Raw genomic sequence first — 14,612 nt, forward strand, 5'->3', positions numbered from 1 at the left:
CGTTCTCATGAAGGCACACCATGGACCTATCCTCCATCAACGGCACCACCAAGAGCAGCACTTCCGGGATCTCCGCGAGTAACGAGGTCGGTGCCCAGGATCGTTTCCTGAAGCTGCTCGTCGCGCAGATGCAAAACCAGGATCCCCTCAATCCGATGGACAACGCGCAGGTCACGAGCCAGATGGCGCAGATCCAGACGGTCACCGGCATCGAGAAGCTCAATGGCAGCTTGCAGACCATGGCCTACTCCTTCACCCAGGCGCAGGCCTTGCAGGGCGCGGCCCTCATCGGGCGCGATGTGTTGGTGACCGGCAATCACATGAACATCGTCGATGGCCAGGGGCGCGCGGCTTTTGAGCTGCACGGCGATGCCGACCTGGTCAACGTCGAAATCACCGATGCCTCGGGCCAGGTGATCGACCGTCTCAGCCTCGGCGCCATGGGCAAGGGCCGACATCACTTCTTCTGGACGGCGCCCGAGGGCACGCAGCCCTCGCAGGTGACGTTCAAAGTGAGTGCCGCTTCGGGCAAGACCCCGATCCAGGCCGACACCTTTGCGCGCGAGACCGTCGGCGCCGTGAGCACCACGGCCAACGGCCTTGAACTCGACCTCTTCAGCGGAAAGACCGTGCCCTACAACAAGGTCGCCGCCGTCGTCTACCACTGAAGCGCTCACGCTTTTCCACCCACAAGGACAACGCACCATGGGCTTCCAGCAAGGTCTTTCCGGTCTGAACGCCTCCAGCAAGAACCTGGACGTCATCGGCAACAACGTCGCCAACGCAGGCACCTTCGGGGCCAAGACCGCGCGCGCTGAGTTTGCCGACATGTACGCGGCCGCGATGAACGGCGCCGGCACCACCAACATCGGCATCGGGGTCAACCTGGCCGCCGTGGCCCAGCAGTTCACCCAGGGCAACATCACCACCACCGAGAACCCGCTGGACCTGGCCATCAACGGCTCGGGCTTCTTCCAGGTGGCCGATGTGGTGCGCGACCCCAATGCCGCACCCAATACACCGCCCACGATGGACGGGCCGCCGCTGTACACGCGTAACGGCCAGTTCAAGGTCGACCGCAATGGCTACATCGTCAACAATCAAGGCCAGGTCTTGTTGGGTTATGTGGCCAATGCCAATGGGGTGATCACGCCTCAACAGGCGCGCCCCATCCAATTGCCTACGGCCGGGATCAACCCCAACCCCACCAGCGCCATCGAGCTGGAGTTCAACCTCGACTCCCGTGCCGGCATCACCCGCCCAAGTGGTGGCGGCATCAACTTCAACGACCCCACCACCTTCAACAACGCCACCTCGGTCACCCTGTTCGATACGATGGGTCAGGACGTTGCGGTGACCTACTACTTCCAGAAGACGGCGGCCAACACCTGGGACGTGTACGCCACCGCCAACGGTGTGCCGCTGAGAGGCACGAGCGCCAGCCCCGCGCCGGTGGCCACGATCAACTATCCGCCCGCCTCGGGCGGCAACCCCACCGCCGCAGGCGGCGGCTCGATCACCTACTACATGGGCGGCGGCGGCACCTCGACCGATGGACGCATCCCCATCGACGTGCCCGCCACCGTGCGGCCCGACGGCAGCTCCACGCTGCCGATCGCCGGCATCCAGCTCAACATGGGCAACTCCACCCAGTACGGCACCACCTTCGGCGTGACCAACCTCACGCAGAACGGCTTCGCGGCCGGCCAGCTCGTGGGGGTGACCATCGACAACAGCGGTGTGATCATGGCCCGCTTTTCCAACGGCCAATCGCGCCCGGCCGGCCAGGTCGAATTGGCCACCTTCCGTAACCCACAAGGCTTGCAGCCCTTGGGAGGTAACGTCTGGGCCGCCACCTATGCCTCCGGGGTTCCGACCGTCAGTGCCCCAGGCTCGGGCAACATGGGCGTGCTGCAGGCCGGCGCCTTGGAAGAATCCAACGTGGACCTCACGGCCGAGCTGGTCAACATGATCACCGCGCAGCGGGCCTACCAGGCCAACGCCCAGACCATCCGCACGCAAGACCAGGTGCTGCAGACGCTCGTGAGCCTGCGTTGACCCTGATGCCTTAACTGCAGGAGCCTCCATGGACCGCATGATCTACCTGGCCATGTCCGGCGCCAAGGCCACGATGCAGCGCCAGGACGTGCTCGCGCACAACCTGGCCAACGTGTCCACCACCGGCTTTCGGGCCGAGTTGCAGGCTTTCCGGGCCGTGCCGGTGCGCGGCGACGGTGCCAGCACCCGGGTCTATGCGCTGGAGACCACCACCGGCTACGACGCCGCGCCGGGCCCGGTGCAGCACACCGGCCGGCCGCTGGATGTGGCCATGCAGGGCAACGCCTGGCTGGCCGTGCAGGCCCTGGACGGCACCGAAGCCTACACCCGCGCCGGTGCGCTCACGGTGGCCGCCGACGGCACGCTGATGACCCAGGGCGGCCTGGTCGTGATCGGCGACGGCGGCCCGGTGCAAGCCCCACCCAATGCACAGCTGAGCATCGCGCCCGATGGCACGATCAGCGCCCGCACCCCCAATGGACAGAACCTGCCTGTGGCCCGCCTGAAGATGGTGACGCCCGAGGCCCCGCTGCAGCGCGGGCCCGACGGCCTGTTCCGCAGTGCCGACGGCGAGGAACTGCCCGCCGACCCGAACGCACGCCTGCAAGACGGTGCACTCGAAGGCTCGAACGTGAGTGCCATCGAGACCATGGTGGCCATGATCTCCGCTGCCCGCCAGTTCGAGCACCAGATGAAGATGCTCAAGACCGCCGAGCAGAACGAAACCGCGTCGGCCAAGCTGCTGTCGACCAACGCCTGAAGGAGCCCCTGCCATGATGCGCTCGCTGTGGATCTCGAAAACCGGCATGGAGGCCCAGCAGGTCCAGTTAGACCATGTCTCCAACAACCTGGCCAACGTGGCCACCACCGGCTACAAGCGCTCCCACGCGCAGTTCGAGGATCTGATCTACCAGAACCTGCGCCAAAGCGGCGCCAACACCGCCGAGCAGGCCCAGTTGCCCACTGGATTGCAGGTGGGCTTGGGCACACGGGCCGTGGCCACCGCGCGCAGCTTCGCGCAAGGCAGCCTGCAGCAATCCACCAACCCGCTGGACGTGGCGATCAACGGCAACGGCTTCTTCGAGATCCAGATGCCCGACGGCACCTCGGCCTACACCCGCGACGGCTCGTTCAAGACCGACGCCAACGGCCAGCTCGTCACCAACAACGGCTTTCCCGTGGCCCCGGGCATCACCATTCCACCCAACACCCTCAGCATCACGATCGGGTCCGACGGGGTGGTCACCGCAGTGGTGCCCGGCTCGGCCCAGCCGGTGCAGTTGGGCACCTTGCAGCTCGTGAACTTCGTCAACCCGGGCGGCCTGGATCCCCGCGGGCAGAACCTGTACATCGAGACGGCCGCCTCCGGTCCACCCACGGCCGGCGTGCCGGGCAGCGAAGGCCTGGGCACCTTACAGCAGGGTTTTCTCGAGACCTCCAATGTCAACGTGGTCGAGGAGCTGATCGGCATGATCCAGACCCAGCGGGCCTACGAGTTGAACTCCAAGGCCATCCAGACCTCCGACCAGATGCTGCAGCGCCTGGCCCAGCTCTGATGCCCACCGTCGAGGATCCATGATGCAACGCCTGATCTCCTGCGGTGTGGTCCTGGGCGCCGGCCTGCTCGCCGGCTGCCAGACGATGGCGCCCAAGGTCGAGATGCCCGAAGCGATGACGGCCCGTCCTCAGCCCGTGGCCTACGCGCCGGCCAACAACGGGGGGCTGTTCCAAGCGGCCAGCTATCGGCCGCTGTTCGAAGACCACCGCGCACGCTTGGTGGGCGACAGCCTGACGGTGAACATCGTCGAGCGCGTGCAAGCCAGCCAGCGCTCGGCCTCCACGGTGGAAAAGACCGGCAGCATCAACGGCAGCATCACGGCGCTGCCGGGCATCAACCCCAATTCCTTCGGCCGCGCCAGCGTGGGCGGAAAATCCGAGAACACCTTCTCCGGCAAGGGCGGCACGGAAGCGGCCAACAACTTCACCGGCACCATCAGTGCCACCGTGCTGGAGGTGCTGCCCAATGGCCACCTCATCATCGGCGGGGAAAAGCAGATCGGCCTGAACCAGAATGTGGAAGTGATGCGCTTCACGGGCCGCGTCGATCCGCGCGCGATCCAGCCCGGCAACACCGTCAACTCCTCGCAGATCGCCGACGTGCGCATCGACTACCGCGGCCGCGGCCAGCAGGCCGAGGCGCAGGGAATTGGCTGGCTTGCACGCTTCTTTTTGAGCGTTATCCCCTTCTGAACGCGGCCAACAATGGCCTCAAGTTTTTGGGACTTGGGCCGAAATGAACACCCGCTACGACCGATTCCTGCGCATCGCCATCGCCGTGGCTGCCGTGGCGGCGAGCACCGCGCTGTGGTGGCCACTGCCTGCACAGGCCCAGCGCATCAAGGAAGTGGCCTCCGTCCAGGGCGTGCGGCCCAACCAGCTCGTGGGCTATGGCCTGGTCGTGGGGCTGGACGGCACCGGTGACCAAACCACGCAGACCCCGTTCACCGCCCAAAGCATCACCGCAATGCTGCAGCAAATGGGGGTGGCCATCCCGCCCGGGGTGAACATGCAGCTCAAGAATGTGGCCGCCGTGATGGTCACGGCCCAATTGCCACCGTTTGCGCAGCCCGGGCAGGCCATCGATGTCAATGTCGCGTCGCTGGGCAATGCCAAATCGCTGCGCGGCGGCACGCTGATCGCCACGCCGCTCAAAGGTGCCGACGGTCAGATCTACGCGCTGGCGCAGGGCCATCTCATCGTGGGTGGCGCCGGTGCCTCGGCCGGCGGCAGCAAGGTGCAGGTCAATCACCTCAGCGCCGGTCGCATTCCCGGCGGAGCCACGGTCGAGCGCAGCGTGCCCACGCCGCTGCACCAAGGCGAGTTCCTGCAGCTCGACCTCAACGCCGCCGACTTCCACACCGCGCGCCAAGTGGCTTTGGCCATCAACCGTGCCAAGGGTGAAGGCGTGGCCGAGGCGCTGGACGGTCGCACCGTGCGCGTGCGCGCCCCCCAGTCGCCCGGCGAACGTGTGGCCTTCCTGGCCGACATCGAGAACCTCAGCGTGCAGGGGGCGGCGCCGGCAGCCAAGGTCGTGCTCAATGCGCGCACCGGCTCCATCGTGATGAACCAGGCCGTCACCTTGCTGCCGGCGGCCGTGGCGCATGGCAACCTGTCGGTCACCATCAGCTCCACGCCGGTCATCAGCCAGCCGGCGCCGTTGTCTCGCGGCGAGACCGTGGTGGCCGAGCAGGCCGACATTCGCATCAAGCAAGACGGCGGCTCCCTGATCGAGGTGCCGGCCGGCACCCAGCTCACCGATGTCGTGCGTGCCCTCAACGCCTTGGGGGCCACGCCCATGGACCTGCTGGCCATCTTGCAGGCCATGAAGGCGGCCGGCGCCTTGCAGGCCGAACTCGAGGTGATCTGATGAACTCGCCCCTGGCGCTGCAGCATGGCCTGTCCGGCGACGTCAAGTCGCTGGACTCGCTTCGCGCACGGGCAGGACAGGACCCGCGTGCGGCGGTGAAAGAGGCCGCACGCCAATTCGAGGCCGTGTTCATGCAGGAGCTGCTCAAGAGCATGCGCGCGACCACGATGGCCGCCGGCCTCATCGACAACGCCGGCTCCGACCTGGGCACCGACCTGCTCGACCAGCAATACGCCGCCCGGCTCACCGGCCTGCCCGGCGGCCTGGCCGACCTGATCGCGCGACAGCTTGAGCGGCACATCGGCGCGCCGGCCACGCCCCCGGGGCCGGGCCCTTCGGCGCCGCGCCCGCTGCCGGCGGCGCTGTCCGCACCGCGGGCGGCCGGGCCGCAGGGCGAGTTCCTGCGCGAGCACTGGTCGGCCGCGCAGCTCGCCTCGCGAGAGACCGGCATCCCGGAGCACTTCATCCTGGCGCAGGCCGCCCACGAGTCGGGCTGGGGCCGTCGTGAGATCCGGAACGCCGACGGCACCTCCTCGCACAACGTGTTCGGCATCAAGGCCACGGCGGGCTGGCAGGGCAAGGTGGCCGAGGTCGTCACCACGGAGTACGTCAACGGCGAGCCGCGCAAGATGGTGCAGAAGTTCCGCGCCTACGACTCGCTGAACGACGCCTACCGCGACTACGCCCGACTGATCAAGAACAACCAGCGCTACGCCCGCGTGATCGAACAGGGGCACACGGCCCAAGGCTTCGCGCAAGGACTGCAGGACGCCGGCTATGCCACCGATCCGGCCTATGCCGAAAAGCTCACGCGCGTCATCAACACCACCTTGCGGCTGCAGCGCGCCATGAGTTAAGGATCCATCATGAGCGGACTCATCAGCCTGGGCACGCGCACGATGTTCGCCGCGCAGGCGCAGCTCAACACCACGGCGAACAACATCTCCAACGCCAACACGCCGGGCTATTCTCGCCAGACGGTGCAGCTCGAAACCGCTGGCGGACAGTTCAGCGGGGCCGGCTTCTTCGGCAAGGGGGTGAACATCACCACCGTCGAGCGCGCCCACAACGCCTTCCTGAGCGCCGAGGCGGCCCACACCGCCGCCGTGGCGGCCGGCGATGCCACGCGCCTGGACTATCTGCAGCGCATGGAGAAGGCATTTCGCATGGGCGAATCGGGCCTGGGCTTTGCTGCCGGTCAGCTGCTCAACGCCTTTGTCGACGTGGCCAGCAACCCCTCGGATTCCTCGGCCCGCCAGGTGGTGCTGTCGCGCCTGGAGTCCTTGGCCTCTGGCTACCGTTCGGCCGCGGGCGAGTTGACGGCCTTGCAACAAAGCATCACGCAAGACCTCAAAACCTCCATTGGCACCGTCAACGAACTGACCCGGCGCGTGGCCGATCTGAACCAGCAGATCGCGCGCGTCAAAGGACTGGGACACGAACCCAACGATTTGTTGGATCAGCGTGACCAGCTCATCGCCCGGATCAGCCAGTTCATCCAGGTCACCCAGATCCCTGCCGACGATGGCACGGTGGGCTTGTTCATCGCCGGCGGCCAGCGCCTGGTGCTGGGCAACGACGCCTTGCCGCTCACGCTGGTGCCAGACCCTTACGACAACAGCATCGGACGGCTGGGCCTGCGCGAGGCAGGGGTGGATCGCCCCCTGGTCGAAAGCAGCCTGGGCGGCGGGAGTCTGGCGGCCATGCTGCGCGTGCAAAGCCAGGATTTGCCAGCGGCCATCAATCAGGTCGGCCGCATGGCCGCGGTGCTCGCGGCCCGTCTGAACGAGCAGCAGGCCCTGGGCTACGACCTCAATGGCAATGCGGGAGGGCCGCTGCTGAGCGTGGGCGCGCCGCGCAGTTTGCCTCACGCTGCCAACACCGGAACGGCGCAGATCGCAGTGGCCATTACCGAGGCCACCGCGCTGCAGGCCACGGACTTGGAGCTGCGCTTTCAAGGCGGGGCCTGGCAGCTGCGCCGCCTGCCCGACGGGGCCTGGACGTCCTACACCCCCGGCACACAGGAAGCAGGCATCACTCTGACCGTGCCGGTTGGCACGCCCGCCGAAGGCGACCGCTTCCTGATTCAGCCCGTGCGCTTTGCAGCCAGCGACTTGCGCGCTGCGCTGTCCGATCCCATGGGCATCGCAGCAGCCGCTCCGGTGGTCGCGGTGGTCAGTCCCTCCAATCAAGGCACCATGGGGGTGGGCGTCCTGCGGCCCCGGCAGGCCGATCCCAACCTCGATGAGCCGCTGCAGATCGTCTTCACCTCGCCCACGACCTTCAGCATCGTCGGGCCGGTGAGCGGCACACCGAGCACCACGCTCGTGCCTGGCGAGCCCATCCGCATCAATGGCTGGGAGCTCACGCTCACCGGCGTGCCCCAGGCCGGCGACACGATCGAGATCCGCTCCACCTCGGCAGTGTCCGGCGCCCTGGCCAGCAACAATGGCAACGCGCTGGCCTTGCTCGACCTGCGCGATGAACCCATGGTGGGCGGCGAAACCCTGGCCAACGCCTACGCCAGCGTCCTGGCCGACGTGGGCATCCGTGTGCAGGGGGCCCAGGCTTCGGCCGACATGTCCAAGGCCATCGCCCGCGATGCCCAGGCTGCTCGCGACAACCTCTCCGGCGTCAACCTCGACGAGGAGGCTGCCCGGCTCATCCAGTTCCAGCAGGCCTACCAGGCTGCCGCCAAGGTGCTGCAAGTGGCTCAGCAAGTCTTCGACACCATCTTGCAGACCGCCGGGCGCTGACCTGTCCTGACCGATCGGAGATTTCTTCATGCGCATCGCCACCGCCACGGCGTACCAGAACGCGATCCAGAACCTGCAAGACCGTCAAGTCGACCTCACCGACACCCAGGTGCGTCTGACCAGCGGCAAGCGCGTGCTGCGCGCCAGCGACGACCCCACCGCCGCAGCGCGTGCCGAGCGTGCCGCGGCCGTAGTCGACCGCGCGCTCGTCTCGCAACGCGCTGTCGAGGCCAGCCGCTCGGCCATGACGCTGGCCGAAAGTGCGCTGGGCAGCGCCGTCAGTTTGTTGCAGTCGGCAAGAGAAACCCTGGTGGCCGCAGGCAACGGCAGCTACACCGCAGCCGAGCGGCGCGGCCTGGCAGCGCAACTGCAGCAAATCCGTGACCAGTTGTTGTCGATTGCCAACCGACAAGACGGCGCGGGCAATTACCTCTTTGCCGGGCAAGGCGCCTCGGGCGAACCCTTCGTCGATGGTGCGGCCGGCGTGCAGTTCGTGGGCATCGCCGGCGCCGTGTCCGTGGCCTCGGGCGAAGCGCTGCCATCCACGGTTGACGGAAACGCGGCCTGGATGAGCGCGGCCACCGGCAACGGGGTGTTCGAGACACAGCGCGTCAACGTGAACGGTGCGGCCTGGATCGATGCCGGTCGGGTGACCGATCCCTCGTTGATCCAAGAGCTGCGGTACGACGTGAGCTTCACCGTCACAGGGGCCGGGACCACCTACACCATCCAGCGGCGCGATCCCGGCACCGGCGCTCCCGTGGGGGCTGCCACGAGCGGCACCTACCAATCCGGCACGGCCATCTCGATCGACGGGATTGCGTTCAACATCAGCGGAACGCCCGCCAACGGTGATGAGTTCCGCATCATGCCCAGCACTCCCACGCTGAGCGTCTTCGAGGCCCTGGACCGCGCGATCGCGGGCCTGCGCGACGGCAGCGCCACCCCTTCCGAGGTGGTGCAGACCACCACCGACGGCCTGCGCAACCTCGATTCCGTGCTGGCGCGCATGCAAAGCGTGCGCAGTGCCGTGGGCGACACCCTCCACCGCATCGACGGTGTCGAAGACCGCTTGTCCGCCCTCAAACTCAATGCGCAAACAGATCGCTCGAATGCGGAAGATTTGGACATGGTGCAGGCCATCTCCGAGTTCCAGAACAAGCAAACCGGCTACGATGCAGTCCTCAAGACCTACGGCATGGTCCAGCGCATGAGCCTGTTCCAGTATCTGGGCTGAGCCGCCGCGGGCCCTGCCTTCCAACGACACTGCATCGAACCCGCTGCCCATGGACAACGACGTCCTGCGCAACATCGCGCTGAGCTATTCCCCGATGGTGGACCGCAGCCGCAAGATCGTGGCCACCCGTCTGACCGTGTCGTCGCTGCGCACGCAGGAGGCCTTGAAGGCCGACCACCTGCTGGCGGCGATCGCCGAGGTCTGGCCCGAAGGCGGGCAGCCGGTGTCGCTCAACGTCATGAGCGAGACCTTGCTCAACGACTTGCTGCGGGCCCGGCCGCTGTCGTCGGTGATGGTCGAGATCCCGTCGTTCATCGCCTGCGACCCGGCCAACACGCAGGTCATCGCCCAGCTCCATGCCAACGGCAACACCCTGCTGCTGCACGGCCGTCCGCCCTCGCTGCTGCCGCGCGAGATCCTGCCGTGCTTCAAGCATTCCATCATCGACCTGGCCGACGATCGCCGCAGGAACGAGGTCCCCGGCCATGTCGAACCCGGCGTGGCGCGCCACATGGGCTTCATCCAGAGCAATGTGCGCACCGTGGCCGAGATGGAGGGCAGCTTCGCGCGCGGGGCGCTGGCCGTGCTGGGCTGGCCGATCGAGGAGGTGACCGGCACGGCGGCCGCGTCGGGGGGGCGTTCCGGGCAGCCGGACATGGCGGTGCTGATCGAGCTGATCCGGCGTGTCGACGAGGGCGAGGACGTCGACAAGCTCGAGGCCGTGCTCAAGCGGGACCCCTCGCTCGCCTACCAGCTCATGCGTTACATCAACTCCCCGGCTTTCGGACTGTCGGTGGAGATCGGCTCCTTCCGGCACGCCATCATGCTGCTGGGCTACAAGCGCCTGAAGCGCTGGCTGGCCCTGCTGCTGGCCACCGCCAACAAGGACGCCAACATGCGCCCGGTCATGTACGCCTCGGTGCGCCGGGGCATCTTCATGGAGCAGCTCGTGGCCCACACGGGCGACGACGAGACCCGCGGCGAGGTCTTCATCTGCGGCGTCTTCTCGCTGCTGGACAAGATCTTCCAGAAGCCCTTCGACGAACTGCTCAAGACCATTCCCGTGCCCGAGCGGGTCTACCAGGCCCTGGTCGACGGCCAGGGGCCGCACCATCCCTACCTGGAGCTGGCCCGCGCGGTCGAATCCGAGACCGCGCCGGTGATCCATGAGCATGCCGAACACCTGCTGATGAGCCTGCAGGAGGTCAACCGCGCCGTGCTGGGCACGCTGACCATGGCCAACCAGCTCGAGTGAGGCCAAGCCCGGTGCTCGGCCGCCCGGGTTTGCGCAGCGGCGGGGCTGCTCTACACTGGGGCACGCACACGCCCCTCGCCGGCCGTCCGGGAGGGCCGACAGCGGTCTTTGCAAGCCACATGTCCATGACGGCTCCTCCCTCTCAGCCCCTGCGTCGCCTGCCGCCTCGATGAGCGCCGTCAACGCCGATCCGCCCTCCGACCAGGCCCCGGACTTCGAGCAACAGCCCGAGCCCGGCCTGTGGCTGGACGACACCGGCCGCGTCGAGCTGGCCAACCGGGCGGCGCGTGAGCGGCTGCGCACCGCACCGGGTGCGACGGTGCACACCCTGGTGGGTGCGCTGGGGCTGTCGGCCGTGCAGTGGGTGCTGGCCCAGTTGCGCCAGGCGGGGCGGCTGGCCCCTGCGGAGTCCCCCCAGGCCTGGATGCTGGGCCCGCGGGTCATGGGCCCTGGCGGGCAGGCCTGGCGGCTGGCCTTGGCCCAGCAGCCCGGCCGGCGCTGGTGGCTGCGTCTGAGCCCGGCGCAGACGGCGGCCAGCGTCCCCGCGGCCATGCCTGCCGAGCCCGAAGCGCTGCGCGAACTGCGGCGCATGTTCTGGGACTCTCCCTTTCCCGTCACCCTGCAGGATGCGCAACAGCGCCTGGTGGATGTCAACCAGGCCATGATCGACTACACCGGCTTTGCGCGCGACCAGCTCATCGGCCTGGACCCGATCGTGCTGCTGCACCCGCAGGACCGGGAAGCCCAGCGCGAGACCCGCCAGCAGCTCAGCCTGGCGCTGGGCGAAGGCGGCGACGCCTCGGCCTTCACGCAGCGCCGGCTCATCGACGCCAAGGGGCACACCCGCTGGTACCGGGCCGTCACCCATGTGATCCGTGGCACCGCGCCCGGCGCGTCCTGGCGCTTCTCGGTGCTGCAGGACTGCACCAGCGAGGTGCTCGCGCGCGAGATGGCCGAGCGCTCGGCGGCCGAGCTGGATCACTGGTTCGACCTGTCGCCGGTGGGCATGATGCTTTTCGACGAGGACGGTCTGGTGGTGCGCAGCAATCCGGCGCTGGCCCAGCTCGTGGGCGAGCTGCCGGCCTCGCTGGCCGACGTGCACAACAGCCTGCGCGACCTGCTGGGCTGGTACAGCGGCGGTCCGCTGGCCGGGCTGCACCCGGGCAGTCCGCCGCTGCTGCGCCATGGATGGGTCGAACATCCCGACGGCGAGGATCGCTCGCTGCGCGCCGTGGTGCGCTGTCTCGAAACCCATCAGGGGCGGCGACGCTTCATGTCCGTCATCGAGGACCGCACGGCCGAGGACGAGCTGGACCGAGCCCAATCGCAACTCGGTGCCCTCGTCGAGACCGCCCATGCGGGGCTGGCGCTCTTCGACGACCAACGCGGCCGCTTCCACCCCACCGGCGCGGCGGCTGCCGGGCAGGTGCTGCCGTCCAGTCAGCTCAAGGCCATCAGCCGCGAACTCGTGCGTTCCGACACGTTGGCCGACTTCGACCGCGTGCAGCGCGCGCTGCGCAGCGGCGAGCGTGCCGAGGCCCGCTACGCCATCGTCCACCCCGAGCTGGGCCTGCGCTGGCTGCTCACGCGCGTGGAGCCCCGGGTGCTCAGCTCGGGCAAGCGCAGCACCTCGGTGATCACGCTGGATGTGACCGAGCAGCACCAGGCCCAGCAGCGCAACGACCGGCTGTTGCGCGAGCTCACCACCATCCTCGAAAGCACCTCGGCGGGCATCGCCTACCTGCGCGGAGAGACCCTGCTGCGCTACAACCGCCAGTTCGAGCACCTGCTGGGCCTGGAAGGCAGCCCCCCGCTCGAACCGCGCCTGGGCGAGTTGCTGCGCGATGCCGGTCAGGACCAGGACCTCGCCCACGAGGCCCTGAACACCCTGGCCTCGGCCGGGCAGTTCGAGACCGAGATCGAGATCCGCCTGCCCGGGCGCGAGGCCCGCTGGTGCGCCCTGTCGATGCGCCGCATGGACAGCCCCGGGCCGGAGCTCGAGTCCATCGCGGTGCTGTCGGACATCACCCGGCTCAAGTCGCAGCAGATCGAGCTCGAAGCCGTGGTGCGCGACCGCGAGTTGATGTTCAGCCTGTCCGACGTGGGCATCGTGTTCCTGCGCCACGGCCGGGTGCAGCGGGCCAACGAGGGCTTCAGCCTGCTCAGCGGCTACCCCCTGGAGGAACTCGAGCAGCGCGCCGAGGCCGAACTTTTCGATACGCAGTGGGACCCGGACGGTCGTGAACACTCCGAGGCACGCGCCCTGGCCGACGTGGGGCACTGGGCCGGCGAGCGTGTGCTGTGCCGCAAGGACGGCCGGCTGCAATGGGTGCAGGTGAGCAAACGCCTGGTCGAACCCGGCCGGCCCGAGGGCGGGGTGATCGCGTCTTACGTCAACGTCGATGCCCGCCACCGCGCCGAGCAGGCCCTGGTGACCCAGGCCGAGCGCACGCGCGCCATCCTCGACTCGGTGTTCGTTGGCATCGTGACCGTGGGGCCTCACGGCATCGAGTGGATGAACCGCTCGGCGCGCCGCATGTTCGGGGGGGAACTGGCCGACTTTGCCGGACGGCCGATGAGCGTCGTGGCCCCCGACGATCCGACCCATCCCTTCCGCGACCAGGCACTGCTGACCCGGCTCGACGAGGGCCAGACCCACAACTTCGAATGCGAGGTGGCCGCGCGCGACGGCCGCCGCTTCTGGGTCGTTGGCAATGCCGTCGTCACCGGCGCGCACGCCCTGGGCGGGCGCGAGCTGACCTTCGCGCTGTTGGACATCGACAGCCGCCGCCAGGCCGAACGCCGCATCGCCCAGGCCCGCGCCTCGCTGCAGCGCATCATCGAGCTGGCCCCCCTGGCCATCACGCTGCGCGACGCCCGCACGCTCAAGGTCCTGCAGATCAACCAGACGGCCGCCGACATTGCCGGGCGGCGCATCGACGAGCTGGTCGGCACCACCCCCGAGGACGTCTACGGCCCGAAGGAAGCGGCGCAGTTCCGTGCCGACATGCAAGAGGCCCTGCGCAGCGAGGGGGTCACGCACAAGGAGTACCGCGTGAGCGTGAAGGGGCAGCCCACTGTCTGGGACGCCCGCTTCATGCCCCTGGCCCAGCCGGGCGAGCCTGCGGACCAGCTCCTGCTCGTGGCCACCAACGTGACCGAGCAGCGCGCCGCCGAGGAGGCCCGCCTGGAGGCGGCCATCGCCCAGCGCGAGCTGCTCGTCAAGGAAGTGCACCACCGCATCAAGAACAACCTGCAAGGCGTGGCCGGCTTGCTGCAGCAGATCGCTCAGCGCAAGCCCGAGATGGCCGGCCCGATCAGCGAGGTGGCCGGCCAGGTGCAGGCCATCGCGCATGTCTACGGATTGCAGGTCGGCGCCAGCGGCCCGCTGCGCCTGCGCAAGGTGGTGCAGGCCATCACCGGCTCGGTGCAGCGCACGTTCGATCGCACCATCGTTCTGCATGAGCAGGGCGAGGGGGCCGGCGAGTGGGTGCTGCCCGAGGCCGAATCCATCCCGATCGCACTCAGCCTGAACGAACTGCTGACCAATGCCGTCAAGCACAGCCCCGGCGGCGAGGTGCGCTGTGTGCTCGACAGCGAGGCCGATGCGGTGAGCCTCAGCGTGTGCAACCGCGGCCGGCTGCCCGAGGGCTTCTCGCTCGACCAGGTACCCGCCGGCGTCTCGGGGCTGGGGCTGATCCGGGCCCTGCTGCCGCGGCGCAGCGCCCGCTTTTCGCTGCAGCCCGACGGCGACGAGGGCGTGCGCGCCACGGTCCGGCTCGTGCCGCCCGGCGCCACGCGCCAACCCACGTGATTGCCGGCCGGAGTTGGACGACAATACACTTTCATCCGCACCCGGGCCCTCACCCCGGGCGCGAA

General features: G+C 68.3%; 11 protein-coding genes. All 11 read left to right on the forward strand.

Annotation, left to right across the window (positions count from 1 at the left end; genetic code table 11):
* Window positions 1-20 precede the first annotated feature (20 nt).
* Window positions 21-668, forward strand: a complete 648-nt coding sequence (locus AC1ECW_RS08225; protein WP_481201600.1) for a flagellar hook assembly protein FlgD — start codon at window positions 21-23, stop codon at window positions 666-668.
* A 37-nt stretch (window positions 669-705) separates the two neighbouring features.
* Window positions 706-2,058: a flagellar hook protein FlgE gene (gene flgE, locus AC1ECW_RS08230; protein ID WP_409704852.1), complete on the forward strand. Its 1,353-nt coding sequence runs from the start codon at window positions 706-708 to the stop codon at window positions 2,056-2,058.
* Between the two features lie 28 nt (window positions 2,059-2,086).
* Complete coding sequence (flgF, locus tag AC1ECW_RS08235) at window positions 2,087-2,818, forward strand: flagellar basal-body rod protein FlgF (RefSeq protein ID WP_409704850.1); 732 nt, start codon at window positions 2,087-2,089, stop codon at window positions 2,816-2,818.
* 13 nt (window positions 2,819-2,831) lie between these two features.
* Window positions 2,832-3,614 carry a flagellar basal-body rod protein FlgG gene (gene flgG, locus AC1ECW_RS08240; RefSeq protein WP_409704849.1) on the forward strand — a complete coding sequence of 261 codons (783 nt, stop codon included), beginning with the start codon at window positions 2,832-2,834 and terminating at the stop codon, window positions 3,612-3,614.
* A gap of 19 nt (window positions 3,615-3,633) precedes the next feature.
* Window positions 3,634-4,308 carry a flagellar basal body L-ring protein FlgH gene (locus AC1ECW_RS08245; RefSeq protein ID WP_409704848.1) on the forward strand — a complete coding sequence of 225 codons (675 nt, stop codon included), beginning with the start codon at window positions 3,634-3,636 and terminating at the stop codon, window positions 4,306-4,308.
* 43 nt (window positions 4,309-4,351) lie between these two features.
* The gene (locus AC1ECW_RS08250; protein WP_481201601.1) at window positions 4,352-5,485 is read left to right on the forward strand and encodes a flagellar basal body P-ring protein FlgI; all 1,134 of its coding nucleotides are present in this window, start codon (window positions 4,352-4,354) and stop codon (window positions 5,483-5,485) included.
* Window positions 5,485-6,342 carry a flagellar assembly peptidoglycan hydrolase FlgJ gene (flgJ, locus tag AC1ECW_RS08255; RefSeq protein WP_409704844.1) on the forward strand — a complete coding sequence of 286 codons (858 nt, stop codon included), beginning with the start codon at window positions 5,485-5,487 and terminating at the stop codon, window positions 6,340-6,342. Before AC1ECW_RS08250 ends, flgJ begins: the two co-directional genes overlap by 1 nt.
* Before the next feature lie 9 nt (window positions 6,343-6,351).
* A complete protein-coding gene (flgK, locus tag AC1ECW_RS08260) occupies window positions 6,352-8,241 on the forward strand; it encodes a flagellar hook-associated protein FlgK (protein ID WP_409704842.1) in 1,890 nt (629 codons plus the stop codon).
* Between the two features lie 28 nt (window positions 8,242-8,269).
* Window positions 8,270-9,478 carry a flagellar hook-associated protein FlgL gene (gene flgL, locus AC1ECW_RS08265; RefSeq protein WP_481201602.1) on the forward strand — a complete coding sequence of 403 codons (1,209 nt, stop codon included), beginning with the start codon at window positions 8,270-8,272 and terminating at the stop codon, window positions 9,476-9,478.
* Window positions 9,479-9,527: 49 nt separating this feature from the next.
* A complete protein-coding gene (locus AC1ECW_RS08270; RefSeq protein WP_481201603.1) occupies window positions 9,528-10,733 on the forward strand; it encodes an EAL and HDOD domain-containing protein in 1,206 nt (401 codons plus the stop codon).
* Window positions 10,734-10,902: 169 nt separating this feature from the next.
* Window positions 10,903-14,547, forward strand: coding sequence for a PAS domain-containing sensor histidine kinase (locus AC1ECW_RS08275; protein ID WP_481201604.1), 3,645 nt, complete (start codon window positions 10,903-10,905; stop codon window positions 14,545-14,547).
* Window positions 14,548-14,612 lie beyond the last annotated feature (65 nt).

The sequence above is a fragment of the Caldimonas hydrothermalis genome, from assembly GCF_056746695.1.